The 26,489-nt window shown below is 68.8% G+C and carries 22 protein-coding genes; 14 read left to right on the forward strand and 8 right to left on the reverse strand.

Features of this window, described 5'->3' with window-relative positions; all coding sequences use genetic code 11:
* Positions 1-27: 27 nt before the first annotated feature.
* Positions 28-1,794, forward strand: a complete 1,767-nt coding sequence (locus AC07NN_RS06455) for a class I adenylate-forming enzyme family protein (RefSeq protein WP_494638668.1) — start codon at positions 28-30, stop codon at positions 1,792-1,794.
* Positions 1,795-1,968: 174 nt separating this feature from the next.
* On the opposite strand, the gene AC07NN_RS06460 is transcribed toward AC07NN_RS06455, so the two are convergent.
* On the reverse strand, positions 1,969-3,456 hold the full coding sequence (locus AC07NN_RS06460; RefSeq protein WP_494638670.1) for an amidase: 1,488 nt from the start codon (positions 3,454-3,456) through the stop codon (positions 1,969-1,971).
* 120 nt (positions 3,457-3,576) lie between these two features.
* On the opposite strand from AC07NN_RS06460, the gene AC07NN_RS06465 reads away from it, so the two are divergent.
* Complete coding sequence (locus AC07NN_RS06465) at positions 3,577-4,308, forward strand: TlyA family RNA methyltransferase (protein WP_494638673.1); 732 nt, start codon at positions 3,577-3,579, stop codon at positions 4,306-4,308.
* A 65-nt stretch (positions 4,309-4,373) separates the two neighbouring features.
* Here AC07NN_RS06465 and AC07NN_RS06470 read toward each other — a convergent pair whose 3' ends face one another.
* Positions 4,374-5,018: a hypothetical protein gene (locus AC07NN_RS06470; protein ID WP_494638676.1), complete on the reverse strand. Its 645-nt coding sequence runs from the start codon at positions 5,016-5,018 to the stop codon at positions 4,374-4,376.
* 186 nt (positions 5,019-5,204) lie between these two features.
* Between AC07NN_RS06470 and AC07NN_RS06475 the strand changes: the two genes are divergently transcribed.
* The 6 genes from AC07NN_RS06475 (at position 5,205) to AC07NN_RS06500 (ending at position 10,876) form a co-directional block, all read left to right on the forward strand.
* The gene (locus tag AC07NN_RS06475) at positions 5,205-6,446 is read left to right on the forward strand and encodes a class I SAM-dependent RNA methyltransferase (protein ID WP_494638680.1); all 1,242 of its coding nucleotides are present in this window, start codon (positions 5,205-5,207) and stop codon (positions 6,444-6,446) included.
* A 7-nt stretch (positions 6,447-6,453) separates the two neighbouring features.
* A complete protein-coding gene (locus tag AC07NN_RS06480; RefSeq protein WP_494638684.1) occupies positions 6,454-7,527 on the forward strand; it encodes a class I SAM-dependent methyltransferase in 1,074 nt (357 codons plus the stop codon).
* 26 nt (positions 7,528-7,553) lie between these two features.
* Positions 7,554-8,561 carry an acyltransferase family protein gene (locus AC07NN_RS06485; RefSeq protein WP_494638689.1) on the forward strand — a complete coding sequence of 336 codons (1,008 nt, stop codon included), beginning with the start codon at positions 7,554-7,556 and terminating at the stop codon, positions 8,559-8,561.
* Positions 8,562-8,638: 77 nt separating this feature from the next.
* Positions 8,639-9,010 carry a YciI family protein gene (locus tag AC07NN_RS06490; RefSeq protein ID WP_494638691.1) on the forward strand — a complete coding sequence of 124 codons (372 nt, stop codon included), beginning with the start codon at positions 8,639-8,641 and terminating at the stop codon, positions 9,008-9,010.
* 50 nt (positions 9,011-9,060) lie between these two features.
* A complete protein-coding gene (locus AC07NN_RS06495; protein WP_494640029.1) occupies positions 9,061-10,266 on the forward strand; it encodes an RNA polymerase sigma factor in 1,206 nt (401 codons plus the stop codon).
* Positions 10,267-10,342: 76 nt separating this feature from the next.
* On the forward strand, positions 10,343-10,876 hold the full coding sequence (locus AC07NN_RS06500; RefSeq protein WP_494638695.1) for an SRPBCC family protein: 534 nt from the start codon (positions 10,343-10,345) through the stop codon (positions 10,874-10,876).
* A 46-nt stretch (positions 10,877-10,922) separates the two neighbouring features.
* On the opposite strand, the gene AC07NN_RS06505 is transcribed toward AC07NN_RS06500, so the two are convergent.
* Positions 10,923-11,336 (reverse strand): response regulator, encoded by a 414-nt coding sequence (locus AC07NN_RS06505; RefSeq protein ID WP_494638699.1) that lies wholly within the window; start codon positions 11,334-11,336, stop codon positions 10,923-10,925.
* Complete coding sequence (locus AC07NN_RS06510) at positions 11,336-14,530, reverse strand: PAS domain S-box protein (RefSeq protein WP_494638703.1); 3,195 nt, start codon at positions 14,528-14,530, stop codon at positions 11,336-11,338. Before AC07NN_RS06510 ends, AC07NN_RS06505 begins: the two co-directional genes overlap by 1 nt.
* Positions 14,531-14,700: 170 nt before the next feature.
* Here AC07NN_RS06510 and AC07NN_RS06515 point away from each other — a divergent pair, with 170 nt between their 5' ends.
* The gene (locus AC07NN_RS06515; RefSeq protein WP_494640032.1) at positions 14,701-15,783 is read left to right on the forward strand and encodes a PA0069 family radical SAM protein; all 1,083 of its coding nucleotides are present in this window, start codon (positions 14,701-14,703) and stop codon (positions 15,781-15,783) included.
* A gap of 51 nt (positions 15,784-15,834) precedes the next feature.
* Complete coding sequence (locus AC07NN_RS06520) at positions 15,835-16,299, forward strand: glycosyltransferase family protein (protein ID WP_494638707.1); 465 nt, start codon at positions 15,835-15,837, stop codon at positions 16,297-16,299.
* A 4-nt stretch (positions 16,300-16,303) separates the two neighbouring features.
* Here the strand turns inward: AC07NN_RS06520 and AC07NN_RS06525 are convergent, their stop codons facing one another.
* Both AC07NN_RS06525 and AC07NN_RS06530 read right to left on the reverse strand, forming a co-directional pair.
* Positions 16,304-17,851 (reverse strand): lytic transglycosylase domain-containing protein, encoded by a 1,548-nt coding sequence (locus tag AC07NN_RS06525; RefSeq protein WP_494638711.1) that lies wholly within the window; start codon positions 17,849-17,851, stop codon positions 16,304-16,306.
* Positions 17,852-17,970: 119 nt separating this feature from the next.
* A complete protein-coding gene (locus tag AC07NN_RS06530; protein ID WP_494638715.1) occupies positions 17,971-18,792 on the reverse strand; it encodes a uracil-DNA glycosylase in 822 nt (273 codons plus the stop codon).
* A gap of 151 nt (positions 18,793-18,943) precedes the next feature.
* Here AC07NN_RS06530 and AC07NN_RS06535 point away from each other — a divergent pair, with 151 nt between their 5' ends.
* The 4 genes from AC07NN_RS06535 to AC07NN_RS06550 all read left to right on the forward strand — a co-directional run bounded on the left by AC07NN_RS06535 (position 18,944) and on the right by AC07NN_RS06550 (position 24,009).
* The gene (locus AC07NN_RS06535) at positions 18,944-20,617 is read left to right on the forward strand and encodes an electron transfer flavoprotein-ubiquinone oxidoreductase (protein ID WP_494638720.1); all 1,674 of its coding nucleotides are present in this window, start codon (positions 18,944-18,946) and stop codon (positions 20,615-20,617) included.
* An 89-nt stretch (positions 20,618-20,706) separates the two neighbouring features.
* Complete coding sequence (locus AC07NN_RS06540) at positions 20,707-22,437, forward strand: tetratricopeptide repeat protein (RefSeq protein ID WP_494638725.1); 1,731 nt, start codon at positions 20,707-20,709, stop codon at positions 22,435-22,437.
* A 41-nt stretch (positions 22,438-22,478) separates the two neighbouring features.
* On the forward strand, positions 22,479-23,351 hold the full coding sequence (locus AC07NN_RS06545; protein ID WP_494638729.1) for a 4-(cytidine 5'-diphospho)-2-C-methyl-D-erythritol kinase: 873 nt from the start codon (positions 22,479-22,481) through the stop codon (positions 23,349-23,351).
* A 22-nt stretch (positions 23,352-23,373) separates the two neighbouring features.
* A complete protein-coding gene (locus AC07NN_RS06550) occupies positions 23,374-24,009 on the forward strand; it encodes a peptidylprolyl isomerase (RefSeq protein WP_494638734.1) in 636 nt (211 codons plus the stop codon).
* Here the strand turns inward: AC07NN_RS06550 and AC07NN_RS06555 are convergent.
* Together AC07NN_RS06555 and AC07NN_RS06560 are read right to left on the reverse strand one after the other, a co-directional pair.
* Complete coding sequence (locus tag AC07NN_RS06555) at positions 24,006-24,809, reverse strand: lipid II flippase Amj family protein (protein WP_494638739.1); 804 nt, start codon at positions 24,807-24,809, stop codon at positions 24,006-24,008. The two genes, AC07NN_RS06550 and AC07NN_RS06555, sit on opposite strands and share 4 nt — an antisense overlap.
* A gap of 136 nt (positions 24,810-24,945) precedes the next feature.
* Entirely contained in the window at positions 24,946-26,487 is a 1,542-nt protein-coding gene (locus AC07NN_RS06560) for an ammonium transporter (protein WP_494638744.1), read from the reverse strand.
* Positions 26,488-26,489 lie beyond the last annotated feature (2 nt).

Genomic DNA, 26,489 nt, shown 5'->3' on the forward strand with positions numbered 1-26,489 from the left:
GCGCGACACCAAACCGGGAGAGTAAGCATGACCCAGGCCGCCGCCCCCGAGGCTGCTCCGAAGACCGCGCCGTGGCCGGCGATGTCCGTCCAGCAGGCCTATGCCCTGATCACCCAGCCCGGCACGCCTGGCGAGATGGAAGAGGTCGAGATCCGGGGCGTGAAGACGCGGACCTGGAAAAACGCCCCGCCGTCCCTGCGCGACACCCTGCTGGTCGGCCGCGCCCATGGCGAGAAGATCTTCCTGGTGCATGAGGACGAGCGGGTCAGCTTCGAGGCCTTCTACCGCGCCGTGACCCACATGGCGGCCGAACTGGAAGCGTTCGGCGTCCAGAAGGGCGACCGCGTCGCGATCGTCATGCGCAACCTTCCCGAATGGCCGGTGGCCTTCTATGGCGCGCTGTCGCTGGGCGCGATCGTCACGCCCCTGAACGCCTGGTGGACCGGCGCGGAGCTGGAGTACGGCCTCGCCGATTCCGGGGCGAAGGTCGCCATCGTCGACGTCGAGCGTTTCGAGCGCATGACCGAGCACTTCGACCGCTGTCCCGATCTGCAGCGCGTCTATGTCAGCCGCGCCAAGGAGGAGATCGCGCATCCCTACGTGCGCCGGCTGGAGAACGTGATCGGCTGTCCGAACGATTGGATCAAGCTGGACGAGAAGCCGCTGCCGGCTGTCGCCATCGCCGCGGACGACGACGCCACGATCTTCTATACCTCGGGCACCACGGGGAAGCCGAAGGGGGCCATCGGCACTCATCGCAACGTCAACAGCAACATCTTCGCCGCCGCCGCCGCCTCCGCACGGTCGTTCCTGCGTCGCGGCGAGGCGCCGCCCCAGCCCGATCCCAGCCTGCCGCAGAAGGGCTCGCTGATTTCGGTGCCGTTCTTCCACGCCACGGGCTGTTTCGCGGTGCTGAACCCCTCGCTGTTCGGCGGCGCCAAGCTGGCCATGATGCGCAAGTGGGACCCGGAAAAGGCGATGCAGCTGATCCAGGACGAGCGCCTGACCCAGATGGGCGGCGTGCCGACCATCGCCTGGCAGATCATCGAGCATCCCAGCCGCGAGAACTACGACCTGTCGTCGATCGAGAACGTCGCCTACGGCGGCGCGCCGTCGGCGCCGGAACTGGTGCGCAAGATCAAGGAAATCTGGCCCAAGGCCTCGCCCGGCAACGGCTGGGGCATGACCGAGACCTCGGCCACGGCCACTAGCAACTCGGCCGAGGACTACGAGAACCGTCCGGACAGCTGCGGCCCCGCCGTGCCGGTGACGGACCTGAAGATCATGACCGTCGAGCAGCCCTATCGCGAGCTGCCGATCGGAGACGTCGGCGAGCTGTGGTGCAAAGGGCCGCAGGTCGTGCGCGGCTACTGGAACAAGCCCGAGGCCAGCGCCGACACCTTCGTCGATGGCTGGGTGCGCACCGGCGACCTGGCTCGCCTCGACGCCGAGGGCTTCTGCTTCATCATCGACCGCGCCAAGGACATGCTGATCCGCGGCGGCGAGAACATCTACTGCATCGAGGTCGAGAACTGCCTCTACGACCACCCGGCGGTGATGGACGCGGCCCTGGTCGGCATCGAGCACAAGACCCTGGGCGAGGAGCCGGCGGCCGTGGTGACCCTGAAGCCGGGCGCCGAAGCCACCGAGGCCGAACTGCGCGCCTTCGTCGCCGATCGCCTGGCGGCCTTCAAGGTGCCGGTGAAGATCGTCTTCTGGCACGAGACCTTGCCGCGCAACGCCAATGGCAAGATCATGAAGAACGAGCTCAAGAAGGTATTTGTCGAGGGTTAGGCGGAAGGGTTTGGGCTCATCCCAACCTGCCTTCCTAGGCCTCGTGCCTAGGACCCATGGTTCCGCTACTCGAAAATTGAAAGGAGCGCTCCACAATCTGCGGAGCGCTCCTTTTGCGTCTGTATCAAGCCCGCCCCTGGGTCCTAGGCACAAGGCCTAGGAAGGCAGGGAGAGTCATGCGCTGACCGGCGGCTTCCGGTGCGCCCAAGGGGCGGCTTCCTCAAGCTGGTAGGCCAGGCCGAACAACTGGGCCTCGCCGCCCGCGCGGCCGGCGAACTGTACACCAACCGGCAGACCATCGGCGGTCCAGTGCAGCGGCACGCTCATCGCTGGGGAGCCGGCCACGTTCATCAGCGGGGTGTAGCCGACATAGGTCAGCAGGCGGGCCTGCAGTTCCTCGAACGGCACCCAACCCGCCACGAAGCCCAGCTCGACCGGCGGGCTGCCTAGGACGGGCGAGACGATGACGTCGTACTTGGTCAGCCAGGCGTCATAGGTGGCGATGTTGGCGTTCAGCCGTTGCAGGGCGGCGGCCAGGGCGCCGGGCGGCAGTTTGCCGACCAGTTCGGCCATGCCCAGGCTGAACGGCTCCAGGATGCTGGCGTCCGGCTTGCGGCCGATGGCCTTGCCGATGCCGGCGACCAGCTCGGCCGCGCCGCTGGCCCAGAGCGCGGTGAAGTCGGCGCCGAACTGGGCGCCGTCCATCGGCCAGGCGGTCGGCTCGACCTTGTGGCCCAGGTCCTTGAGCAGCGTCACGGCGTTGTTGACCGCCGCCTGGACTTCCGGATGCGGCGCCACGCCCGTGCCGGTGTTCATCACCAGGCCGATCTTCAGCTTCTTCTTCAGCGGGGCGGCGACCACGCCGATCGGCTTGAACGGCGCGCTGCCGTCGTTGCGCTCGGTCGCGGCGAACAGGGCGGCCGAGTCGCGGACGCTGTGGGCCACGCAGTGCGAGACCGACAGGTCGATGCCCCGCGCGCTGGGCCGGTTCTGGATCAGCCGCCCGCGCGAGGGCTTCAGGCCGAACAGGCCGCAGTTGGACGAGGGGATGCGGATCGAGCCGCCGCCGTCGCTGGCGTGGGCGATGGGCACGATGCCCGAGGCCACGGCGGCCGCAGCCCCGCCGGACGAGCCGCCCGATGAGTGCTTGGTGTTCCAGGGATTGCGGGTGGGCAGGAAGCCCATCGGCTCGGTTGTCGGCAGGAAGCCGTATTCCGGCGTCGACGACTTGCCGATCGTCACGAAGCCGGCGGCGTCGAACGAGTCGATATAGGGCGTCTGCTCGGTCTCGGGCTGGGCGCGCAGCGAGGCGCGGGTGCCGTAGCGGGTGGGTACGCCCTTGTAGGCGTCCAGGTCCTTGACCAGGAACGGCACGCCGGCGAACGGGCCGGAGAGCTGGCCGGCCTTGGCCTTGGCGAGCGCGCGATCGAAGTCGGAATCGACCAGGGCCTGGACCTGGGGCTGCAGGGCCTCGGCTCGGCGGATGGCTTCCTCGACGACCTCGACGGCGCTGACCTCCTTGCGGCGCAGGCGGCCGGCGATCTCGGTCGCGTCCGGCGTCCAGGGCGGCGGCGCGGCGGCCGTCTTGGGCTTGGCGAAGGCCGAAGGCGCGGCCGCGATCGCGGCGGAGGCGGCCATCAGGCCGCGGCGGCTGAAACGCATTGTGTCTGCTCCCCACAAGACCGACGTCTCACGCGCCGGTGATCACTGTTAAGTTGAACCCGAAGAGACCTTGACCGCAAGCCCGTGCTAGAGGGCTGTCCCAGGTTTCGAGGAGGCCGCGTGGCCAGGAAGCGTATCGATCAGTTGCTCGTCGAGCGCGGCGTCGTCGACAGCCGCGCCAAGGCGCGCTCGGCCGTCGAGGCTGGCCTCGTCACGGTCGCGGGCAAGGTGATCTCCAAGCCGTCGGAAGCGGTCGAGGCCGACGCCGAGATCATCGCCGAGGCCGCCCATCCTTGGGTCGGACGCGGTGCGTTGAAACTGGTCCATGCGCTGGACCTGTGGCCGGTCGTCGTGGAGGGACGCGTCGCGCTGGACGTCGGGGCGTCCACCGGCGGGTTCACCGAGGTGATGCTGTCGCGCGGGGCCGAGCGGGTGTTCGCTGTCGATGTGGGGCGCGACCAGCTGCACGCCAAGCTGAGGGGCGACCCGCGCGTGACCGACCTGTCCGGCGTCGACGCCCGGGCGTTGGACGAGGCGGTGATCTCGACCGCGCCGACCCTGGTGGTCAGCGACGTCAGCTTCATCGCCTTGACGAAGGCCTTGCCGGCGGCTTTGGGCCTGGCGGCGCCGGGGGCGGACCTGATCGCTCTGATCAAGCCGCAGTTCGAGGCCGGCCGCGAGTTCGTGGGCAAGGGCGGCCTGGTGAAGGACCCCGAGGTCATCGCCCGCGTCGAGCGCGAGGTCGTCGAATTCCTTGAGGGCGCGGGATGGGTGGTGAAAGGCTTGACCGAAAGCCCCATCACCGGCGGTGACGGTCAGGTCGAGCGCCTGGTCTGGGCCACGAAGGCCTAACGGAAATCGGCCGCCCGCGAGGCGGACGGCCGATCATCTTCCACACAAGAAACTTGGCGTCGGACTTAGTCGACGACCTGATACTTGCCGTTGGCGTCAGGGCAGACGCGCACGAAGCGCTTCTGGACGCGGCCGTCTGGCATGTTGATCGGGCTTTCAGCCAGGGTGCAGCCGTTGACGTCGGCCTGACCGACGCGGTTGTCGACGCGATAGCCCTCGCGGCGTTCGTAGGAGCGCTCGTAGTAGCTGTCGCGCTCGGCGTCGCGGCGGGCGTCCTCGTAGCCGCCCGAGGGCGGGGCCGAGCGGTAGGACGGATCGTCGTACGAACCGTTATAGGCCGACGGCGGGGGAGGCGGCAGGGCTTGACCCTGACGGCAGGCCGCCGAGTTCTTGCCGATGTTCGAACCGATCACCGCGCCCAGCAGGCCGCCCAGGACAGCGCCTTCGGTCTTGGCGCCGCGCGCGGCGACGCCGCCGCCGATGCCCGCGCCGATGGCGGCGCCGGCCAGACCGCCGCCCGTGCCGCGCTGCGTCGTCGAGCGCTGGCAGGGGTCGTAGTAGTAACCCTGGCGGTCATAGGCGCCGCTTTGCGTGTTGTAGGCCTGAGCCGAGGCCAGGGTCGGCGTCAGCACGCCGCAGACGAGGGCGGCGGTCACGGCCAGAACGGTCTTCATCGGGGAGGTCCTGCTCTTGGAGGCGGTGTAGGTCATGAGAGAAGCTTGTCTTTTTTGAGGACCGTCGTCGCGTCGCGCCGACCGTCCGTGCCCATCCGTTGCCTAAGCTAATGGCGCAGCCAACATGAACAGCGCCTGACCGAGGTATTCAGCTTCGTTCACACGGACAGAAAAACGTTCCGTGTTCGCGCTCAAGCCCCATTTTTGGGGTATGGACGGCCAATGCAAGAACTGATGATCAACGGCGTCGGCGCCCAGGGCGACGGTCTGGCCCGCACCGAGGGCGGCAAGTCGGCCTTCGTGCCACTGACCCTGCCGGGCGAAACCGTGCTGGCCAACATGGACGGCGCGCGCGGCGAGGTCGCCGAAATCCTCAAGGCCAGCGCCGATCGGATCGCGCCGGTGTGCAAGCACTACGGCGCCTGCGGCGGCTGCGCCCTGCAACACTGGGCGGCCGAGCCCTACCGCGCCTGGAAGGCCGAGCAGATCCGCGTCCAGCTGTCGATGGAGGGTCTGGAGACAGAGATCCTGCCGACCTTCGCCGCCCCGGCGGCCTCGCGCCGCCGCGTGGCGCTGCACGCCCGCAAGGTGAAGGGGGGCGCCAAGCTCGGCTTCAAGGAGCGGCGCTCGTGGAACCTCGTGCCGATCGAGGAGTGCCCGGTCACCGACCCGCGCATCGTCGCGGCCCTGCCGGCGCTGGCGCGCCTGGCCGAGCCGTTCCTGGAGCATCCGAAGTCCGCGCCGACGCTGCACGTCACCTTGACGGCCACAGGCCTGGACATCGACGTCACCGGTGTCGAGCGCAAGAGCGGAGGCCTGTCGGCCGACGCCCGCATGCGCGCGGCGATGGCGGCGAGCGAGGGCGACTTCGCGCGGGTCACCATGGCCGGCGAGACCGTCTACGGCGCGCGCCAGCCGCTGGTGAAGCTGGGGCCGGCCGTGGTCGCGCTGCCGCCGGGCAGCTTCCTGCAGGCCGTGCCGGCCGCCGAGCGCGCCATGGTCGAGTTCGCGGTTGCGCAGGCGCAGGGCGTGGCGCGCATCGCCGATCTCTATAGCGGCGTGGGCACCTTCACCTTCCGCCTGGCCGAGGTCGGAGCGGTCTATGCGGCCGAGATGAGCGCGCCGGCGATCACGGCCCTGAAGGCCGCGCTGGGCGCGACGCCGGGGCTCAAGCCGATCACCGCCGAGGCCCGTGACCTCGTCAAGCGCCCGGTGCTGACCACCGAGCTGGCCAAGATCGACGTGGTGGTCATCGACCCGCCGCGCGCCGGGGCCGCCGAGCAGACGGTCGAGATCGCCAAGTCCAAGGTCGCCAAGGTCGTCAGCGTCTCGTGCAATCCGGGCACCTTCGCCAAGGACGCCCGGGTCCTGGTCGACGCCGGCTTCCGGCTGGAGAAGGTGCTGCCGGTGGACCAGTTCGTCTGGTCGCCCCATATTGAACTCGTCGGGGTCTTCACGCGGTGACGACGGAATGGACGAGCCCAGGAGCGATAGGCGGCGGAGCAGGGCGGCCTTCGCGGGTGACGCCCTAGGCCAGCGCGCCAAGGCCACCGTAAAAGCGGCCTGGTGGGCGGCGACGGGAAGCCTCGCGCGCTCGCTGACCCGGCCGACCGAGGGCGAGCAGCGGCGGCGCTTTACGCCGAGCACCTCGCCGACCGCTCGCACGAGCGTCCGCCGAGCCTATCTGGAGGCCTTCGAGAAGGACGCCCGCGACGTCGCGGAGGGGCTTTATCCAGCCGTCGAGGATGGCTTTGCTCGCCCTTCGGCCGCCCTGCGCGAGGCCGCCGATTTCATCGCCGACGCCTTCGAGGTCGATCAGCGCCGTCGCCGAGGCGATGGCGTCGAGGTGCGCGACGAGGTCGATAGCCAAGCTTATCCAAACTACTATCGCCAGAACTTCCACTACCAGTCGGGCGGCTGGTTCACCGAGGAGAGCGCCCGGCGCTACGACGCCCAGGTAGAGGCGCTGTTCTCGGGGACGGCTGGGGCGATGCGGCGGCGAGGGCTGTCGCTGCTGGCCCGGCATTGGCGTGGGCGCGATCATCGCGACGCCAGGATCGTCGATGTCGCATGTGGTTCGGGGGCCTTCCTCAAGGACCTGAAGGCCGCGTTCCCCCGCGCCGCGCTCGCGGGCCTGGACCTGTCCGAGACCTATCTGGCGAAGGCGCGGAGACGGGCCGGAGCGGGCGGCGTGAAGGCCAATGCCGAAGCCTTGCCCTTCGCGGATTCCTCTTTGGACGCGGTGAGTTGCGTCTATCTCTTCCACGAACTGCCGCCGGGCGTGCGACCGGTCGTGGCGGCCAGCCTGGCGCGAGTGCTGAAGCCCGGCGGGGTGCTGGTGTTCGTCGACTCTGTCCAGCCGACCGACACGCCGGACCTAGCGCGGCTGCTGGAGGCCTTCCCGGTCTATTTCCATGAGCCCTATTACGGCAGCTACGCCGAGACCGACCTGGCGGCGCTGTTCGGGGCGGCGGGTTTGCGAGTGATCGGTGAGGACCGCGCCTTCCTGACCAAGGCCTTGCTGCTGGAGAAGCCTGTCGGCTAAGCAAGGACGGGGCGTGGGGAAGCGGCTTGACGGCTTACGAGGCGGGACGACGGTTCGAGGCGCTGGACGGCCTGCGCGGCGTCGCGGCCGTGGGGGTCATGCTCTACCACATCGGCGGTTGGACCGGCCGGTCCTGGCTGGTCCCGCACGGCTATCTGGCCGTCGACTTCTTCTTCTGCCTGTCGGGCTTCGTCCTGGCCCATGCCTATGGCCGGCGCGAGATCGGCTGGCTGGGCTTCATGCGCCAGCGGCTGATCCGTCTGTGGCCGCTGATCGCGCTCACCATGCTGGCGGGCGCGACGGTGATCATCCAGCACCGCGAGCGCGTGCCGGAATGGCTGGGACTGGGCCTGCTGATGGTCCCCCGCCTGTGGGCGGAGGAGCCAGGCTTCGCGCCGATTTTCCCTTTGAATCCGCCAGCCTGGTCGCTGTTCTTCGAGCTGGCGGTAGGGGCTCTGTGGTTCCCGTTACGACGGCTGGGCGTCATGGGCCACGTGCTGATGATCGTGCTGCTGATCCCCGTCATGGCCTATATCGCCCACGGCATGGGCGGGGTGCTGACCGGCTGGGATCGCGCGACGTTCGTGATCAGCGGCCTGCGCACGATCTTCGCCTTCCTGCTGGGCTGGGGCTGCTATCGCATCCAGTCGTTCACCGCCGTGACGGTCCCTGCCTGGGCGTTGGCGATCGTCCTGGCGGTGGTGATGAGCGCGCCGTGGACGCCGCTGAACTGGATCTACGACTTCGCCTGCGTGAGCCTGGTGTTCCCGCTGATGGTGCTGGCCGGGCGGCGTGACCCCGACGGCTTCCAGGGCGTCCTCTGCCGTGTCTCGGGCGCGATCTCGTATCCGCTCTACGCCCTGCACTGGCTGGGCTGGGAGCTGATGCTGCGGGGCTTCCGGGCGATCGGAGGCAAGGGCTATCCGCTGACCTTCGCGGTGGTGGCGATCCCGGTGATCGTGCTGGGCGCCTGGGCCGTGCTGAAGCTCTATGACGAGCCCGTCCGACGCCGGCTGCAAGCGCTCGCGCGCTGATCCTCAAAAAAATCTCGGAGCCTTGTCGGAAGTGGGCATAGTCCGCCGTCCTTGAGACACGGAGACGAGGATCGCCCATGCTCTACGCCCTACTTTGCTACAATCAAGAAGACGTCGTCTGCGCCTGGTCGAAGGAGCAGGAGGACGATGTCATGGGCAAGCTCGGCGCGATCCAGGAGCGGCTGACCCGCGAAGGCCGCCTGGGTCCCGTCGCGCGCCTGATGCCGACCACGGCCGCCACGACCCTGCGCAAGGACCGGGAGCCGCCGCTGGTGCTGGACGGCCCCTTCGCCGAGACCAAGGAGCAGCTACTGGGCTTCTACATCGTCGACTGTGACTCGCTGGATGGCGCGCTCGACGTGGCGCGGGAGCTCGGCAAGGCCAATCCCGGCGGCTCCTACGAGATCCGTCCGATCATGATGTTCGACCCGGGGACCGCTACGGCGTGAACGAGTTCGGCTGGATAGAGGGCGCGATCGGCGCCGCGCGGCCTCAGGCGATGGCGGCCCTGTTGCGATACTTCCGTGACATGGACGCGGCCGAGGAGGCCTTTCAGGACGCCTGCCTCCGCGCCCTGAAGAGCTGGCCCAAGAACGGGCCGCCGCGCGACGCGACCGCCTGGCTGATCATGGTCGGCCGCAACGCCGCCATCGACGCCGTCCGCAAGACCAGCCGAAACACCGTCCTGCCGCCCGAGGAACTACTGTCCGACCTGGAAGACGCCGAGGCCGAGGCCGCCGAGCGCCTGGACGGTTCGCACTATCGCGACGACGTCCTGCGGCTGCTGTTCATCTGCTGCCATCCGGACCTGCCGGCCACCCAGCAGATCGCCCTGGCCCTGCGCATCGTCTCGGGCCTTTCCGTCCGCGAGATCGCTCGCGCCTTCGTGGTCGGCGAGGCGGCGATGGAGCAGCGGATCACCCGCGCCAAGGCCCGTATCGGGGCGGGCGACGCGCCGTTCGAGGCGCCGGGGCCGGTCGAGCGGGCCGAGCGCTTCGCGGCGGTGGCGGCGATGATCTATCTCGTCTTCAACGAGGGCTATTCGGCCAGCGGCAAGGCGCTCGAGGCCAAGGGCGGCCTGTGCGACGAGGCCATCCGCCTCGCGCGCCTGCTGCTGCGCCTGTTCCCGGCCGAGCCGGAGATGATGGGGCTGACCGCGCTGCTGTTGCTCCAGCACGCCCGTTCGGACGCGCGCTTCGATGCCGAGGGCGCGGCGATCCTGCTCGAGGATCAGGACCGAACCCTCTGGAATCGCAAGATGATCGGGGAGGGGCTGGCCCTGATCGACAAGGCGATGCTGAAGCGCAGCCCAGGACCGTACCAGGTGCAGTCGGCGATCGCCGCGCTGCATGCCCGAGCCACAACGCCCGAGGACACCGACTGGGCGGGGATCGACGCGCTCTACGCGACCCTCGAGATCATGCAGCCCTCGCCGGTGATCACCCTGAACCGCGCGGTGGCCACCGCCAAGGTGCGGGGGCCGGAGGCGGCGCTGGCGATGATCGAACCGCTGGGCGCGCGGCTGGACGGCTATTTCCAGTTCCACGGCGCGCGGGGCGCTTTCCTGCTGCAGGCAGGGTGCAAGGCCGAGGCGCGCCAGGCGTTCGACCGCGCGATTTCGCTGGCCAACACCGCTGCCGAGGCCGCCAATATCCGCCAGTACCTGGACCGTGTGTCCGCCGAGGCGGAAAAATCGTCGACCTAGCGTCGGATGCCGGACCCGTCGCCCGTCCTTGGACGAGGCCGCGGAGCAATCCGGACAATCACAAGGGAGAGGGCTCATGTTGAATACCATTCTGATCGTCATCGCCGTGGCGATCGTGGCGCTGCTGGCCTTCGCGGCCACGCGGCCGAGCCGCTTCGTGGTTACGCGCACGGCGGTGATCGATGCGCCGCCGGAGACGCTGTTCGCCATGGTCGCCGACTTCCGTCAGTGGGGCGCCTGGTCGCCCTGGGAGAAGATGGACCCCGGCATGCAGCGCACCTTCGGCGGGGCCGAGAGCGGCGTCGGCGCGACCTATTCCTGGATCGGCAACGGCAAGGTCGGGTCGGGCGGCATGGAGATCGAGAAGGTCACGCCGGGCCGCGAGGTCGTGTTCGGCCTGCATTTCGTCAAGCCGTTCAAGGCCGACAACCTGGGCCGCTTCACCTTCGAGCCGCAGGGCGCGGCGACCAAGGTCGTCTGGTCGATGGAAGGCAAGAATCCCTACATCGCCAAGCTGATGGGGATCTTCTTCAACATGGACCAGATGATCGGCAAGGACTTCGAAGCCGGCCTGGCCAACATGAAGGCCGAGGCTGAAAAGCAAGCTTGACCAAGGGTATGCCTGGATCGCGTGGGGTTCAGCGCGCCGCTGAACCTCAGTCCAGCAGCAGCTGATCCGACGGGGCTTCGGGCGGCTTGCGTGGGGCCGCGGGCCGGACGATGGCGTCCACGCGCTTGAGCAGGTCCTGGGGCTGGAACGGCTTGACCAGATAGCCGGCGGCGCCTTGCTCGATCGCCTTCATGATCGTGCCGGGATCGCGCTCGCCGGTCATCATCAGGATCTTCGGTTTGTTCTGCCGCGTCTTCATCACGCGCAGGATGTCGAGACCGGTCATGCCGGGCATGCGGATGTCGAGCAGGACCAGGTTGAAGGTCTCGCGACCCAGCAACTGCATGGCGCTCTCCGAGCCGGCGGCCGTCGAGACCTTGTAGCCGTGCTGGGTCAGGACGAGATCCACGAACTGGCGGATCATCGCGTCATCGTCGACGACGAGGATTCTGTGCCCCATCAGGCCGCCGCCTCGCGCGCCACCTTCTGCTCCAGACGCGCGATCCAGCTTGCCAGCGCCCGCTCGGCCGCGTCGGCGGCAGCGCGCGCGGCGGCGAACGCGGTCTTGGACGGCTCGCCGGCGCGGCAGCAGTCCTCGAGAGTGCGTGCGGCGCCGGTCAAGCGATGGAAGCCCAGCAAGCCCGCCGAACCGGCCACGGCGTGGGCTTCGTCCAGCAGGCTGCGGGCGGCGGGGTCGCGCAGCGCGCGGTTCAGCTGTTCCCGCAGCAGGCGGGCCATCTTCAGGCTGGCCTCGGCGCCCATCAGGGTCTCCAGGGCGTCGCGGGCCTGCCGCTCGTCCTCGACCTCGTCATTGGCCGCCACGGGCGCGATCGTCGCCCGGTCCAGCAGGTGGTCCGCCAGGGCCTGCTCCAGCTCCTGCTCGGTGAGCGGCTTGAGCAGATGGCCGGTCATGCCGGCGGCCTTGCACGCGGCGATCTGGTCGGGCGAGCCTCCGGCCGTCAGGGCCAGGATCGGCGCGTCGGACAGGGCGCGGCGGCGGATTTCCCGGGTGGCGGCGCGGCCGTCCATCACCGGCATGTGCACGTCCATCAGGACGAGGTCGTAGGTGGCGCGCTCCAGGGCCACGACGGCTTCCGCGCCGTCGGAGGCGAGGTCGACGACGCAGCCACGACGCTCCAGCAGCGCCTTGAAGAGTTCGCGGTTCAGCTCGGTGTCGTCGACCAGCAGCACGCGACGACCCTCGAAGCGGCGCAGCGTGCTGGCGGCCGTCACGGCGACGACTGGCGCGGCGATGGGCAGGTCGATCTCGAACCAGAAGGTCGACCCTTCGTCCAACTTGCTCTGGACCCCGATCATGCCGCCCATCAGCTCGACCAGTTCGCGCGAGATCGCCAGGCCAAGACCCGTGCCGCCGAACTTGCGGCTGATGGAGTCGTCGGCCTGGGCGAAACGGTTGAAGAGGCGGCCCAGCGCGTCGGGTGCGATGCCGACACCCTCGTCGATCACCGACACGCGCAGGCGGCGACGGCCGGCTGGCGCGGTCAGCGGGGCGATGTCGACGGTGACCGAGGCGTCCTTGGTGAACTTCACGGCGTTGGACAGCAGGTTCAGCAGCACCTGGCGCAGGCGGAAGGCGTCGCCCTCGACCCAGCCGGCGGTGCGGCCCGAACGGCGCAGCGTCACGCCGTGATTGGCGGCCTGGGGCTCGAGCATGGCCAGGGTGTCGGCGACCAGGTCGTCCAGGCTGAACGGCTTGACCTCCAGCGTCACGGCGCCGGCGTCGAGCTTGGAATAGTCGAGGATGTCGTCGATCAGGATGTTGAGGCCCTGGCCGGCCGAACGCACCCGATCGGCGTAGCGGCGATCCGCCGGCGACAGGTCGCGGCTCTCGGTCAGGAGATGCGAGAAGCCGATGATGCTGTTCAGCGGCGTGCGCAGCTCATGGCTCATGGTGGCCAGGAACTCGGACTTGGCGCGGGCGGCGTCCTCGGCGGTGTCCTTGGCCGAGGCCAGCTGTTCGGCCATGGCCGCGAGGCTGAGGGTCTGGCGCTCCAGGGCGTCCTGGGCCTCGACACGTGCGGTCTGGTCCTGAACCTGGGCGATGAAGTGCAATGGGGTTCCGTCCGGCGCGCGCGCCAGCGAGACCGACAGGGTCACCCAGACAAGATGGCCATCCTTGTGGATGTAGCGCTTGTCCATCGCGTAGCTGGGGATCTCGTCGGCCAGCAACTGACCCAAGAGATTGAGATCCTTCTCCAGGTCGTCGACATGGGTGATGGTGCGGAAATTGATCGTCGCCATCTCTTCGTGCGTGTAGCCGAGGATGTCGCAATAGGCGTCGTTAAGCTTGTTGAAGACCCCGTCGAGGCTGACCAGGGCCATGCCGACGGCGGCGTGGTCGAACGAGGTCTCGAAGATCTCCAGCTGCGCCTTGCGCTCGGAGATATCGTGCATCAGGGCGGTGAAGCTCCAGCCGTCGGGACCTTCGGCGCCGCTGATGGCCAGTTCGATCGGGAAGGTCTCGCCGGACTTGCGCTGGGCCGGAACCTCAATGCGCTGATCGATGACCGCGCTTTGCCCGGTGCGCAGGAAGCGCGCCATGCCCTTGTTGTGCGCGGCGCGATGCTCCTCGGGAATGATGAAGTCACTGAGGCGCTTGCCCAGGGTCTCTTCGGCCGTCCAGCCGAAGGTCTTCTCGGCGAAGCGGTTCCAGCCCGTGACCTGGCCGGCCTCGTCGATCGTGACGATGGCCTGGTAGGCGTTCGCCACCACCTTCTGGGCGCGCGCCTCGCTGGCCCGCAACTGGTCCTCGCTCCGGCGCAGCGCTTCGATAGCGCGGTTGCGGGCGGTGATATCCTCAAGCACGCCGAAGACAGCCACGACCTTGCCGTTGTCGTCGTACTCGCAGGTCGCCCGGCCCTGGCCCTGGCGGACCTGACCGTCGGCGCGCAGCAGGCGCACCTCGTGCTCGACCAGCCGTTCGCCCCTGACCGTGCGGGCGAAAGCGTCGCGGGCCGCCTCGCGGTCTTCGGGATGATAGAGATCGAGCCAGTTGTCCGAGGTCGGCGTGAAGGCTTCCGGCGTCAGGCCGTAGATCTTGTAGACCTCGTCCGACCAGTGGATGTGGCCAGTCTGTAGGTTGGCGCGCCAGTGGCCGACGCCCGAGATCGCCTCCGTCATCTCCAGAAGGCGGCTTTCCTCCTGCAGTCGGCGTTCGGCGCGGGCCTTTTCCAGTTGGGCGATCACGGCGGTCGCCAGGACCCGGAGCTGGGCCTTCTGGGCGTCTGTGATGGCCGGGCGCGGCTTGTCGTCGATCACGCAGAGCGTGCCGAGGTTATAGCCCTCGGCGTTGGTCAGCACCGCGCCGGCGTAGAACCGGACCTTGGGATCGCCGACGACCAGCGGATTGTCGGCGAAGCGGGGATCGAGGGTGGCGTTCTCCACGACCATGATCTCGCCGGCCGGCAGCCGGATCGCGTGGTCGCAGAAGGCCTGGTCGCGCGGGGTCGAGCAGCCGTCCAGGCCGTACTTCGACTTGAACCACTGCCGCTCGCGGTCGATCAGCGACACCACGGCCATCGGGGTGTCGAACAGTTGGGCGGCCAGACGCGTGATGTCGTCGAATACAGGCTCGGGGGCGGTGTCCAGCACACGATAGGAGCCGAGCGCGGCGAGGCGTTCGTTTTCCGACATTCAACGCATTCCGTTGGCGCTGCAAACCTTTGCAACGCGGGCTGACAGGATGCGTGATCGGGGTTTCCAAGTGTTGACCTGAGGCGCGTCGCCTGTGCGACGGATTGGCGCAGCTTGAGTGTAACGATGAAGTTCTTGTTATGTTCTCATTGGGCGCGCATAGTGCGGCCATGGTCGAGGCTGCGAAATTGAAGCCGGCTCCCAGGGGGCGCGGCGCGAAATCCAATCGAACCGGGCGCTTCGAGGCCCTGGAGCGCGAGGCGTTCGACGACGGCTGGGGCGACGAGGAAGAGCCCAGGCAGCTGAAGACCGAACTGCAGCCGATGAAGTCGCGGACGATCATCGCCCGCAACCAGAGCCCGGATGTCGGTTTCGATCGCTCGATCAACCCGTATCGGGGGTGCAGCCATGGCTGCATTTACTGCTACGCCCGGCCGGCTCACGCGTATCTCGGCCTGTCCCCAGGGCTGGATTTCGAGAGCAAGATCTTCTTCAAGCCGCACGCAGGCGAGCTCTTGGAGAAGGAACTGGCCAAGGCCAGCTACAAGCCGGCGACGATCCACATCGGCGGCGACACCGATCCCTATCAGCCCGACGAGAAGCAGCTGCGCGTGACGCGGCAAGTGATCGAGGTGCTGGAGCGGTGCAGCCACCCCTTCACGATCATCACCAAGTCGGCGCTGATCCTGCGCGATCTGGACATCTATGCCCGGCTGGCGGAGCGGAAGCTGACGCGGGTGGCGATCTCGATCACGACGCTGGACCGCCGTCTGGCCCGCAGCATGGAGCCGCGCGCGGCGACGCCCGGCAAACGGATCGAGGCGGTGCGGCGGCTGACCGAGGCCGGCGTGCCGGTGACGGTGATGTTCGCGCCGGCCATTCCTGGCCTGAACGATCACGAGGTCGAGGCGGTGCTTGAGGCCTCGGCCAAGGCCGGTGCGCGGGGAGCGGGTTACGTGGCGCTACGGTTGCCGCGCGAGATCGCCCAGCTGTTCGAGGAATGGCTGCAGACCGACCACCCGGACCGGGCTCGCAAGGTGATGTCGCTGGTGCGGCAGATCCGAAGGGGCGAGGTGAACAACTCCAGCTGGGGCGAGCGCATGCTCGGCGACGGACCCGTGGCCGAGGTGCTGCGCCAGCGCTTCCACCTGGCGGTCAAGAAGTTCGGGCTCGACCAGCCCTGGACACCGCTGGACGCCAGCCAGTTCACACCGCCGAGGAAGGCCAGCGCGCAGATGGACTTGTTTGGCTGAGGGACGAGCTTTCGTCCTTGACCGGGACCCGCTCACTCGCGAAGCAAAGCCATGATTTCCGTCGTCCTCATCGCCTCCGAAGACCTCCCGGGTCTGGCCGCCCAGATGGCCATGCTGGTGCCCGCCGCCGTGGACGGTCTGGTCAAGGAGGTGGTCCTGGTCGGTGACGGCGAACCCGGCCTGGAGGCCTTGGCCGAGGACAGCGGCGCGCGGTTGGTGGAGGCCTCGGGCGGGGCCGGGGCGCGGTTCTCGGCGGGCGCGGCTGTCGCCAGGGGCGACTGGATCCTGACGCTGCGATCCGAACCGGTGCTGCGCGAGGGCTGGCGCGAGCCGCTTGAGCGTCATCTCGCGGGCGGGGCGGGGGCTCCGGCTATACTGACGGCGCCGGGCGGCCTGCTGAGCAGGCTCTCGCCGCGCCTGCACGGTGTGTTTGTGCGCCGGCTGGACTGGCCGGCGGGCGGTGGTGACGAAAAGGCCGTGGCGAAGGCGCTGAAGGCCAAGGTCCTCAAATACTGAAGCGCTATTCCGGCTGTGACAGCTGGGTCATCAGCTGGTCGATCGAGGTCGGCTGCACGACCTGAGGATCCAGGCGGAAATCGACGGTGCGCGCGCCGCTGGCCACGGCGTCCAGGGTCTTGTTCTCCGCGCCCATCAGCCGGCGATAGGTCCAGTAGCTGGCCATCACCTTCTCGACGTAGTTGCGGGTTTCCTTGAACGGCAGGCTCTCGATCAGCAGCAGGGTGTCGCAGTCGGCGCCCAGCTGGGCTGCCGTCTTGTTCAGCGTCGCCGGACCGCCGTTGTAGGCGGCGACGGCGCGCAGGAGGTCGGGGCTCTTCACGCCCCGGTCCATCAACCAGGTGAAGTAGTCCTGGCCGGCGCGCAGGTTGTAGGCCGGGTCGAACAGCGGCGACTTGTCGGCCAGCAGCTTGTCGTCGCCCACAACGTCGGCGGCGGAGGACGGACGCACCTGCATCAGGCCGACGGCGCCGGCGCCCGAGACGGCCATCGGATCGAAGCGGCTCTCCTGGCGCACCAGGGCGTAGACCATGGCCTTGTCGATGGTGAAGCCGCCGACCGGATCCAGTGGGGGCAGGGGATAGTCCTGGCCGCCGACCCGGCGCACCGGGCGGCCGGCGTTCAACGGGGCGTTGGCGTTGAGCGCCAGAGCCAGGGCGGTCCAGTCGTCGCGAAGTTCCGGCGTTTCGGCCAGGGAGAGACCGGCGCGGAGCTCCAGGCCCGCCTCGCGCCAGCGGCCGACCTGGGCGAGGGCGGCGGCGCGACGGGCGCGCGGATCGGTCTTCATCAGCCCGTCCAGCGAGGCGGTGTCCGGGCCGGCATAGCTGGCGCGGGTCAGCAGGCTGCCGATCGGGTCGTAGCCTTCCTCGGTGATGGTCACGCCAGCCATGGCCAGCTGGCGGGCGGCGATCATGCCATAGAAGGTGTGCGGCGCGTGGGCGGCCTCGGTCAGCATGGCCTGGGCTTGGCGTTCCTGGCCGGCCTGGCTGGCGACCCGGGCGGCCCAGAAGGCGCCGGCGGCCCGCAGCCACTCGTCTTCGCCCTGGTCGTGGGCGACCTGTTCGAAATAGGACTGGGCCGTGCGGGTGTCGCCCAGGCGATAGGCCGAGAGGCCGGCGATCCAACGCTCGCCGCCGGCGATCGCCAGGCTCAGGGCCTTCTGGACGTCGCCGGAATAGTAGGCTTCGCGAGCGGCGCGGCCCTTGTCGGCGGGCGGCGGGGCGGTGTCGTCGCCCATGAACAGCTCGGGGATCGGCGGGGCCGCGCCGCGCTTGGGCTTGCGCTTGACGGCCAGGGCGTAGACGCGATCGGCGCCGGCCTCTTCGGAATAGGTCTCAAGCCAGCGCGTCAGGTCGGCGTAACTGGCCGAATAGCGGGTCGGATGCATGACCTTGGCGAAGGCCAGGCGGCCGGCCAGGCTGCGATCTCGGGTATTGGCGAAGGCGGCCTCGGCGGCGTCGAAGTCACCGCGATCCACCGCCGCGAAAGCGGCGCGGTAGTAGCGAAGGTCGTCCTGGGACAGAGGGTCAAGGGCGCCGGCGTGCGCGACCATCGCGGTCACGCACAGGAAAAGGGCCGAAACAACGGCCAGAGGGCGAGCCCAAAGCTGCAATAGTGATCCGCGCTCCCCCGCAGGCGCGCGTCCCCCGTTCCGACTGGTCGGCGAGATTTCTAGTTCGGACGGTCCGGACGATCAAGTCGCTCGGTCAGCGTCAGAAGGTCCTGCCAGGCCTTCTTCTTCTGCGCGGGGGTGCGCAGCAGGAACGCCGGGTGCAGCGTGGGCATGGCGGGCAGCTCCATCGCCTTGTCGTCCGAGGTCCATTCGAACCAGCGGCCGCGCATGGAGAGGATGCCTTCCTCGCGCTTCAGCATGGCCTTGGCCGAGGCTCCGCCGGCCAGCAGCAGCATCTTGGGCTTCACCAGGGCGATGGCCCGCTCGACGAACGGGGCGCAGGCGGCCTGCTCCTGGGGCGTCGGCGTGCGGTTGCCCGGCGGGCGCCAGAAGACGGTGTTGGTGATGAAGACGCGGCCTTCCAGGCCGGCGGCCTTGATCATTCGGTCCAGAAGCTTGCCGGCGCGCCCGACGAACGGCTGGCCTTGAGCGTCCTCGTCGGCGCCGGGGCCTTCGCCGATGATCATCAGCGGCGCGTCGCCGACGCCACGCGAGAACACGGCCTGTTTGGCACCCTGGGTCTTCAGCGGGCAGCCGTCGAAGGCGGTGATGGCGGCGGCCAGGCTCTCCAGGTCGTTGCAGGCGGCCGCCGCGGCCTTGGCCGTGGCGACGGCCGTACCGACATCGGGTCCGCGCGCCAGGGCCAGGCCTGGACGGGCGACCGGCGGCGGGGGAGGCGGCGGCTGGCTGCGGGCGCGCAGCATCGCCGCGCCCTCGGCGAGTCGGTCGATCGGCGCGTCCGCATAGGACGTGTCGACGCCCGCATCGGCCCAGAAGGCCAGCAGGCTTTCGACGGCGCGTTGATCGACGGCGAGGCTCATGAGACGGTCTTAGCGCGGATCATCGCCAGTCTCCACGCTGCGGCGCAGCAAAAAAGCAAGATCAGGTGCTTGACCACCGCCGCGTCACGTTCGGATAAGCTGTGATTCAAACAGTCATAAGACGGGCGGCCGAGCCCGATCGGGAGATCCCATGAGCGAAGACCTTGAACGCGAGTCGATGGAATACGACGTCGTCATCGTCGGCGGTGGTCCCGCGGGCCTCTCGGCGGCGATCCGCCTGAAGCAACTGGCCGCCAAGCACGGGAACGACATCTCGGTCGCGCTGCTGGAAAAGGGCTCGGAAGTCGGCGCTCACATCCTGTCGGGCGCTGTGATCGACCCCAAGGGCCTGGCCGAACTGTTCCCGAACTGGAAGGCGGAAGGCGCGCCGCTGGAGACGCCGGTCACCAAGGACCGCTTCAAGCTGCTGGGCCCGCAAGGCGAGCTCAGCCTGCCGATGTTCGCCATGCCGCCGTTCATGCACAACCACGGCTGCTACATCGCCTCGCTGGGCAACCTGACCCGCTGGCTGGCGACCAAGGCCGAGGAACTGGGCGTCGAGATCTATCCGGGCTTCGCCGCGTCGGACCTCGTCTGGAATGAGGACGGCTCGGTGAAAGGCGTCGTGGTCGGCGTCGTCGGCATCGGCAAGGACGGCCACCACAAGCCCGACTTCCAGGCCGGCATGGAGCTGCACGGCAAGTACGTCTTCATCGCCGAGGGCGTGCGCGGCTCGCTGGCCAAGCAGCTGATCGAGAAGTTCGACCTCTCGGCCGGCAAGTCGCCGCAGAAGTACGGCATCGGCATCAAGGAGCTGTGGCAGGTTCCGCCCGAGCAGCACCAGCCCGGCCTGGCCGAGCACACCACGGGCTGGCCACTCAGCAACGACACTGGCGGCGGCAGCTTCATGTACCACTTCGGGGACAACTACGTGGCCATCGGCTACGTCGTGCACCTGAACTACAAGAACCCCTGGATCTCGCCCTTCGACGAGTTCCAGCGCTTCAAACAGCATCCTGGCGTGAAGCCCTACCTCGAAGGCGGCAAGCGCATCGCCTACGGCGCGCGGGCCATCACCGAGGGCGGCTACCAGTCGGTGCCGAAGCTGACGTTCCCGGGCGGCGTGCTGATCGGTTGCTCGGCCGGCTTCGTCAATGTTCCCCGCATCAAGGGCAGCCACAACGCCGTGAAGACCGGCATGCTGGCCGCCGAGGCCGCCTATGAGGCCGTCCAGGCCGGCCGGACCAGCGATGAGCTGACCGCCTACCAGACGTCTTACGAGAAGTCGTGGGTGGCCAAGGAGCTCAAGGTCGTCCGCAACGCCAAGCCGATCCTCGGCAAGTTCGGCACCGCCCTGGGCGGTGCGCTCAGCATGTTCGACATGTGGTGCACGCACCTCTTCGGCGGTTTCTCGTTCTTCGGCACGATGAAGCACGAGAAGACCGACGCGGCCTCGACGGGCCTGGCCAAGGACTATCAGCCGATCGTCTACCCCAAGCCCGACGGCGTGATCAGCTTCGACAAGCTGAGCTCGGTGTTCCTGTCGGCCACCAACCACGAGGAAGACCAGCCGGCCCACCTGAAGCTGAAGGATCCGTCGATCCCGATCTTGGTCAACCTGCCCAAGTACGGCGAGCCGGCGCGTCTCTATTGCCCGGCGGGCGTCTACGAGGTGCTCTACAACGAGCAAGGGCAGGACCCGCGTTTCCAGATCAACGCCCAGAACTGCGTCCACTGCAAAACCTGCGACATCAAGGATCCGTCGCAGAACATCGTCTGGACCACGCCGGAAGGCGGCGGCGGACCCAACTACCCGAACATGTAGGGCTTTTCGTCCTGCGACAGAGCAGCCTCCCAGCTCAAGCTGGGAGGCTTTTTGTTGCGGACCGCGTCGAAACCTCGGAGGGTGCGGGGATGACGCGTATCAAAGTCCTCCTCGCCTGTGTTTCCGTCTCGGTCCTGGCCGCGTGCGCTTCCGAGCCTGGCCAGATCACGATGCGAGGGCCGGTCAACGCCCGCGCGATGATGTTCGACACCCGCACCTCGTACGGCCAGTTCCTGGCCGGCCAGGCGGCGCTGCGCGATGGCAAGTCCAAGGAAGCGGCCACCTATTTCGGCACGGCGGCGGTGCTGGGCGAAGATCCCGGCGTGATCGGCGAGCGCTCGTTCACCGCACTGCTGATGGCCGGCGACATCACGCGCGCGGCGGCCATGGCCCCGACGGACGCGGACTCGACCGAGGCGATCAAGCGCCTGGGCGTGGTGACCCGGGTGGTCGAGGCCATCGCGATGGGCAAGGGCAAGGATGCCCAGGCCTTGCTGAAGACCGATCCGCCGGGCTTCCCGCACCAGCAGGCCGCGGCCTTGCTGGCGCCGTGGGCCGCCGCCACCGCCAACGACGCTGAAGGCGCGATCGTCCAGCCGACCCTGCGCAGCGACAAGCTGGTCCAGTACTTCGGCCAGCAGGGCCAGGCGCGCCTGTTCGAGCGGGCCAAGCGCTATGACGAGGCCGAGACCGACTACAAGGCGCTGACCGCCAGCAGCGCCACCGCCAACATCTTCACCCTGGACTACGGATCCTTCCTGGAGCGCCGCAAGCGTCACGACGACGCCGTGGCCCTTTACGACACCGCCTTGCGGTCCGCGCCGAACGACCTGGGCCTGCAGCGCGCCCGCGCTCGCGCCGCCGCCAAGGGCGCGCCGCCGCCGCTGACGACGATCCGCCAGGGCGCGGCCGAGGGCCTGGTCGCCTGCGCCGCCACCTTCGCCGGTGAACGCCAGGCCCAGTTCGCCCTGGCCTATCTGCGCCTGGCCCTGCGCCTGGATCCGGCCCGCGACGAGGCGTGGGTGCTGGTCGGGGACCTTCTGAACCAGAACGAGGACCCGCAGGGCGCCATCGAGGCCTATGGCCACGTCCTGCCCGGCTCGCCGCACTACGCCTCGGCCCAGAGCAAGAGCGCCTGGGCCTGGAACGATCTCGGCGACAAGGCCAAGGCGCTGGAAGTGGCTAAGGCCGCCGCGACGGCCTCGCCGAACAACCGCGACGCCCAGGTGGCCCTGGCCGACCTGCTGCGCGCCGGCAGCCAGTGGAACGAATCCGTGGCCGTGCTGGACCCGATCATCGCGCGCGAGACCGCCGATCCCGACTGGCGGCTGCTCTACCTCCGCGCCGTCGCCCTCGAGCAGGCCAAGCGCTGGCCGGAAGCCGAGCGCGACCTGCAGGCGGCCTTGAAGGCCAATCCTGACGAGCCGGAGCTGCTGAACTTCCTCGGCTACTACTGGATCGATCGCAACGAGCACCTCGCCGAGGCCCTGGGCATGGTCCAGAAGGCTGTCGCCGCGCGGCCGCAGTCGGGCGCCATGCTCGACTCGCTGGGCTGGGCCTACTACCGCCTGGGCGACTACAAGGCCGCCGTGGAGAAGCTTGAAGCGGCCGTCGAGATGGAGCCGGGCGATCCGGACGTGAACGGCCACCTGGGCGACGCCTATTGGAAGGTCGGCCGCAAGACCGAGGCCGAGTTCCAGTGGCGCCGCGTCCTGACGCTCGAGCCCGACGAGAAGCAGAAGGCCGAGGCCGAAGCCAAGCTGCAGAACGGCCTGGGCCTCACCGGGCCCGCCACTAAGTCGACGATCGCCCACAACTGAGCTATCGGCGGTGGTCGATCACCGTTGAGCGTCGAGAGATCATGAGGCTGTCCGCCTTCGCCCCGGCCAAGGTCAATCTGTTCCTGCACGTGGGCGGGCCGGATCACGAGGGCTATCACCCGATCTCCAGCCTGATGGTTTTCGCCGATGTCGGCGACCAGGTGATGATCCAGGCCAGCGATGCGCCGGCCTTCGAGACCTCGGGTCCGTTCGGCGGCGCGATCCCGGCCGATGGCGACAACCTGGTGGTCCGCGCGGCGAGAGCCTTCCACGCCAGGCTGGGCGGACCGGTTCCGCCCTATCGCTTGATCCTGGAGAAGCGCCTGCCGATCGCGGCGGGCCTGGGCGGCGGTTCGAGCGATGCGGGCGCGGCGCTGAAGCTGCTGCGCGATGCGCTGGCGCCCGACCTGACCGACGACGCGCTCGAACCGCTGGCCGCCAGCCTTGGCGCGGACGGCGCGGCCTGCCTGCGGGCCACGGCGCTGATGGCCGAGGGGCGAGGGGAGGTGCTGTCGCCCGCGCCGATCTTGCCGGAACTCCACGCCGTGCTGGTCAATCCGGGCGCGCCGTCGCCGACCGGGGCGGTCTATCGCGCCTACGACGCCGCCGTGCATTCGGACGGCGCCGAGCGGCCGTTCATGCCGTCCGACTTCGAGAGCGCCGAGGAGGTCGCCGCCTGGCTGGCTGTCGCGACCCGCAACGATCTGGAGGCGCCGGCCGTCGCGCTGGAGCCCCTGATCGGCGAAGTGCTGGACGTCCTGCGCGACGAGCCCGAAAGTCTGCTGGCACGGATGTCCGGCTCGGGGGCGACCTGCTTCGCCCTCTGCGCCGGCGATATCGAGGCCGAGGGGCTGGTCGAGCGCCTGGAAGCGATGCGGCCCGATTGGTGGGTGCGGCGTTGCCGCCTCGCCTAGGAAGAAGAGCTAGGAGTTGGACATGAAGCGTCGTGACGTCCTGACCGGATTGGGCGGCCTGGCCGCGGCGCCGAGCCTGGCTTCCGCCCAGATCCTGAACCTGGGCCCGTCGCCAATCGTGCCCGGACCGGGCGATATCGTGATCGGGCTGGAGACCAGCCTGGGCCTCATCGTCATCGCCCTGAAGGCCAAGCAGGCGCCGCTGACCGTCGCCAATTTCCTGAAGTATCTCGACGACAAGCGCTATGACGGCGCTAGCTTCTGGCGGGCGGCCAAGGCGCCGAGTTCGGTCGACTACGGCCTGATCGAGGGCGGTCTGCAGGGCGATCCCCGCAAGCTGTTCCCGCCCGTCGCCCACGAGTCGACGACCCAGACGGGCCTACGCCACGTCGACGGCACGCTGTCCCTGGCCCGCATGGCGCCGGGCACGGGCGACTCCGACTTCTTCATCTGTGTGGGCGAGGCGCCGTATCTGGACGCCAATCCGGCCGCCGAGGGCGACAACCAGGGCTTCGCCGCCTTCGGCCAGGTGCTCAAGGGCATGGAGATCGTCCGCAAGATCCTGAACCTGCCCACGCCCGGCAAGTCGGTGAACCCGGTGATGGCGGGCCAGATCCTGGACCCGGTCGTTCCGATCGTCAGCGCGCGCCGCCTTTAGATCAGTCGCGCCAGCATCACGACGCCGCTGGCCGCCGGGACCAGCAGCAACTGGGCCAGCACCGTGCCGGCCACGCGGCTGGCGGCGAACCAGACGACCGCGCGGCGGAACGCCGCCTCGCTGACGCGGCCGTCCATCACGTCGTCGGTCATGATCGACAGCGCCGGATCGATCAGCACGAACAGCAGGATCGTCGCGACGCCGTTGATCACCGACGACAGGCTGACGGCGGTGACGCGGAACTGCGGGTCCAGATAGCCGGCGTAGAGCGAGGCGAACACGCCCACCGTCAGCAGCGCCTGGGCCAGGACGTTCAGAACGATCACCCGCACCGGCACGTCGATCTTCTGTTTCAGCCCCTGCAGGTGGTTGGGCGAGGGCAGGGCGACTGAGTCGCGCACATAGGACAGCCCGCCCTTGGCGAAGGCGTGCATCAGCAGCTTGGGCACCGAGCGGTGGACCTGGAAGTGCGCGACGGCTCGCGTGAACAGGCGCTGGGCGGTGGGGACGGCGAGGGCGCCGATCAGCGCCGCCAGGCTGGCGCTGGCCATCAGCCACTGGAAGTCCGCCAGCAGATGCTGGCCCGAGCCGGCCAGCAGGCTGTTCTCGATCCGCTTGGACAGGAACGGACCCTGGAAGGCGTTCGAGGCGCGCGACAACAGGACCAGCACGTTGAACAGGGCGAACGACAGGGCGATCCGCCGCGTGCGGACGCCGGCGATCCGCACGGCGTAGGCCAGGGCCCCGATCAGGTGGATCACGAAGGTCAGGACGCAGAGCAGGAAGAGTTGGGCGTCCACGATGATCTCCGGGCGGGCCGCGCGAGCTTGGTCGATCGCCAACGAGTCGCAAGGGCAAAGGGAGTCGCAAAGGAAAAGGGCGCGGAGGTTGCCCTCCGCGCCCTTCGCCTTTCGGGGGTGAACCCCTACCGCCAGCTTAGCTGTGGTAGGCGCGTTCGCCGTGTTCCGAGATATCCAGGCCTTCTTCCTCGGCTTCCGGCGAAGCCTTCAGGCCGATGACCAGCTTGATCAGGTAGAAGACGATCAGCGAGGCGACCAGCGACCAGACCACCGTGACGCAGACGCCCTTCAGCTGAGCCATGACCTGGGTGCCCAGGCTGTAGACGGCGTTGTCGCAGGTCGACAGGTCGCCGTCCTTGCCGCAGCTCATGTAGTCGACGATGCCGGCGCCGCCCCAAGCGGGGTTGACCAGCAGGCCGGTGCCGATGGCGCCGACGATGCCGCCCACGCCGTGGATGCCGAAGGCGTCCAGGCTGTCGTCATACTTGAAGGCGTTCTTCACGACCGAGCAGAAGAAGATGCAGATCGGCGAGACGACCAGGCCCAGGATCACCGAGCCCATCGGGCCGGCGAAACCGGCGGCCGGGGTGACGGCGACGAGACCGGCGACGACGCCCGAGGCCAGGCCCAGGGCCGACGGCTTCTTGCGGGTGATCCACTCGACGACGATCCACGACAGGCCGGCGGCGGCGGTGGCGACGAAGGTGTTGATCATGGCCAGCGAGGCGTAGCCGTTGGCTTCCAGGTTCGAACCGGCGTTGAAGCCGAACCAGCCCACCCACAGCAGGCCGGCGCCCACCAGGGTCAGGGTCAGCGAGTGCGGGGGCATCGGCTCCTTGCCGAAGCCTTGGCGCTTGCCGAGGACCAGGGCGCCGACGAGCGCGGCGATACCGGCGTTGATGTGGACGACGGTGCCGCCGGCGAAGTCCAGGGCGCCGAAGCCCCAGATCAGGCCCGACTTGATCGGCGCGGTCGGAGCCGTGGCGATCGCGTCAGGACCCGGCCACCACCAGACCATGTGGGCCATCGGATAGTACGACAGCAGCGGCCACAGGACGGCGAAGGCGACGATGGCGGCGAACTTCATGCGCTCGACCAGCGAACCGACCACCAGGGCGGCGGTGATGGCCGCGAAGGTCGACTGGAACGAGATGAAGGTGAACTCGGGGATCACCACGCCGGTCGAGAACGTCGCGACGTTGCTGGCCGGGGTGACGTCCTTCAGGAACAGGCGACCCATGCCGCCCACGAAGGTGTCCCAGCTGCCGCCGTCGGTGAAGGCGAAGCTGTAGCCCCACAGCACCCAGGCGACGAAGCCGATCAGGGCGACGGTCGAGACCTGCATCATGACCGACAGCATGTTCTTGGCGCGCACCAGGCCGCCGTAGAACAGGGCCAGGCCCGGCAGGATCATCAGCAGGACGAGCAGCGAGGAGGTGAGCATCCACGCGTTGTCGCCCTTGTCGTTCTTGTCGACGATGGCGGGCGCGGCGGCCTCGGCGGGAGCCGGCGTGGCGGCGACCGGAGCCGGCACGGCCTCGGCGGGCGCGGCGGTGGTTGCGGCGGCGGCGGCCGGCGCGGGCGCGGCCTCCTGAGCGAAGGCGGTCGCCCCCAGCGGAGCCCCCGCCAGGGTCGCGGCGAGCATGAGCCCGGCCAGCGGTTTGAAGGTAAGTTTCATCG

Source organism: Caulobacter sp. GW821-FHT09H08, from assembly GCF_059415885.1.

What these genes read in the sequence shown, in the direction of transcription:
- AC07NN_RS06525 (WP_494638711.1), bottom strand. Translation starts at nt 17,851, where the DNA reads ATGGTCGCGCACGCCGGCGCCCTTGACCCTCTGTCCCAGGACGACCTT.
- AC07NN_RS06550 (WP_494638734.1), top strand. Translation starts at nt 23,374, where the DNA reads ATGAAGCGTCGTGACGTCCTGACCGGATTGGGCGGCCTGGCCGCGGCG.
- AC07NN_RS06535 (WP_494638720.1), top strand. Translation starts at nt 18,944, where the DNA reads ATGAGCGAAGACCTTGAACGCGAGTCGATGGAATACGACGTCGTCATC.
- AC07NN_RS06520 (WP_494638707.1), top strand. Translation starts at nt 15,835, where the DNA reads ATGATTTCCGTCGTCCTCATCGCCTCCGAAGACCTCCCGGGTCTGGCC.
- AC07NN_RS06530 (WP_494638715.1), bottom strand. Translation starts at nt 18,792, where the DNA reads ATGAGCCTCGCCGTCGATCAACGCGCCGTCGAAAGCCTGCTGGCCTTC.
- AC07NN_RS06455 (WP_494638668.1), top strand. Translation starts at nt 28, where the DNA reads ATGACCCAGGCCGCCGCCCCCGAGGCTGCTCCGAAGACCGCGCCGTGG.
- AC07NN_RS06500 (WP_494638695.1), top strand. Translation starts at nt 10,343, where the DNA reads ATGTTGAATACCATTCTGATCGTCATCGCCGTGGCGATCGTGGCGCTG.
- AC07NN_RS06545 (WP_494638729.1), top strand. Translation starts at nt 22,479, where the DNA reads ATGAGGCTGTCCGCCTTCGCCCCGGCCAAGGTCAATCTGTTCCTGCAC.
- AC07NN_RS06470 (WP_494638676.1), bottom strand. Translation starts at nt 5,018, where the DNA reads ATGACCTACACCGCCTCCAAGAGCAGGACCTCCCCGATGAAGACCGTT.
- AC07NN_RS06515 (WP_494640032.1), top strand. Translation starts at nt 14,701, where the DNA reads ATGGTCGAGGCTGCGAAATTGAAGCCGGCTCCCAGGGGGCGCGGCGCG.
- AC07NN_RS06460 (WP_494638670.1), bottom strand. Translation starts at nt 3,456, where the DNA reads ATGCGTTTCAGCCGCCGCGGCCTGATGGCCGCCTCCGCCGCGATCGCG.
- AC07NN_RS06540 (WP_494638725.1), top strand. Translation starts at nt 20,707, where the DNA reads ATGACGCGTATCAAAGTCCTCCTCGCCTGTGTTTCCGTCTCGGTCCTG.
- AC07NN_RS06495 (WP_494640029.1), top strand. Translation starts at nt 9,061, where the DNA reads ATGGCGGCCCTGTTGCGATACTTCCGTGACATGGACGCGGCCGAGGAG.
- AC07NN_RS06475 (WP_494638680.1), top strand. Translation starts at nt 5,205, where the DNA reads ATGCAAGAACTGATGATCAACGGCGTCGGCGCCCAGGGCGACGGTCTG.
- AC07NN_RS06560 (WP_494638744.1), bottom strand. Translation starts at nt 26,487, where the DNA reads ATGAAACTTACCTTCAAACCGCTGGCCGGGCTCATGCTCGCCGCGACC.
- AC07NN_RS06505 (WP_494638699.1), bottom strand. Translation starts at nt 11,336, where the DNA reads ATGGGGCACAGAATCCTCGTCGTCGACGATGACGCGATGATCCGCCAG.
- AC07NN_RS06490 (WP_494638691.1), top strand. Translation starts at nt 8,639, where the DNA reads ATGCTCTACGCCCTACTTTGCTACAATCAAGAAGACGTCGTCTGCGCC.
- AC07NN_RS06510 (WP_494638703.1), bottom strand. Translation starts at nt 14,530, where the DNA reads ATGTCGGAAAACGAACGCCTCGCCGCGCTCGGCTCCTATCGTGTGCTG.
- AC07NN_RS06480 (WP_494638684.1), top strand. Translation starts at nt 6,454, where the DNA reads ATGGACGAGCCCAGGAGCGATAGGCGGCGGAGCAGGGCGGCCTTCGCG.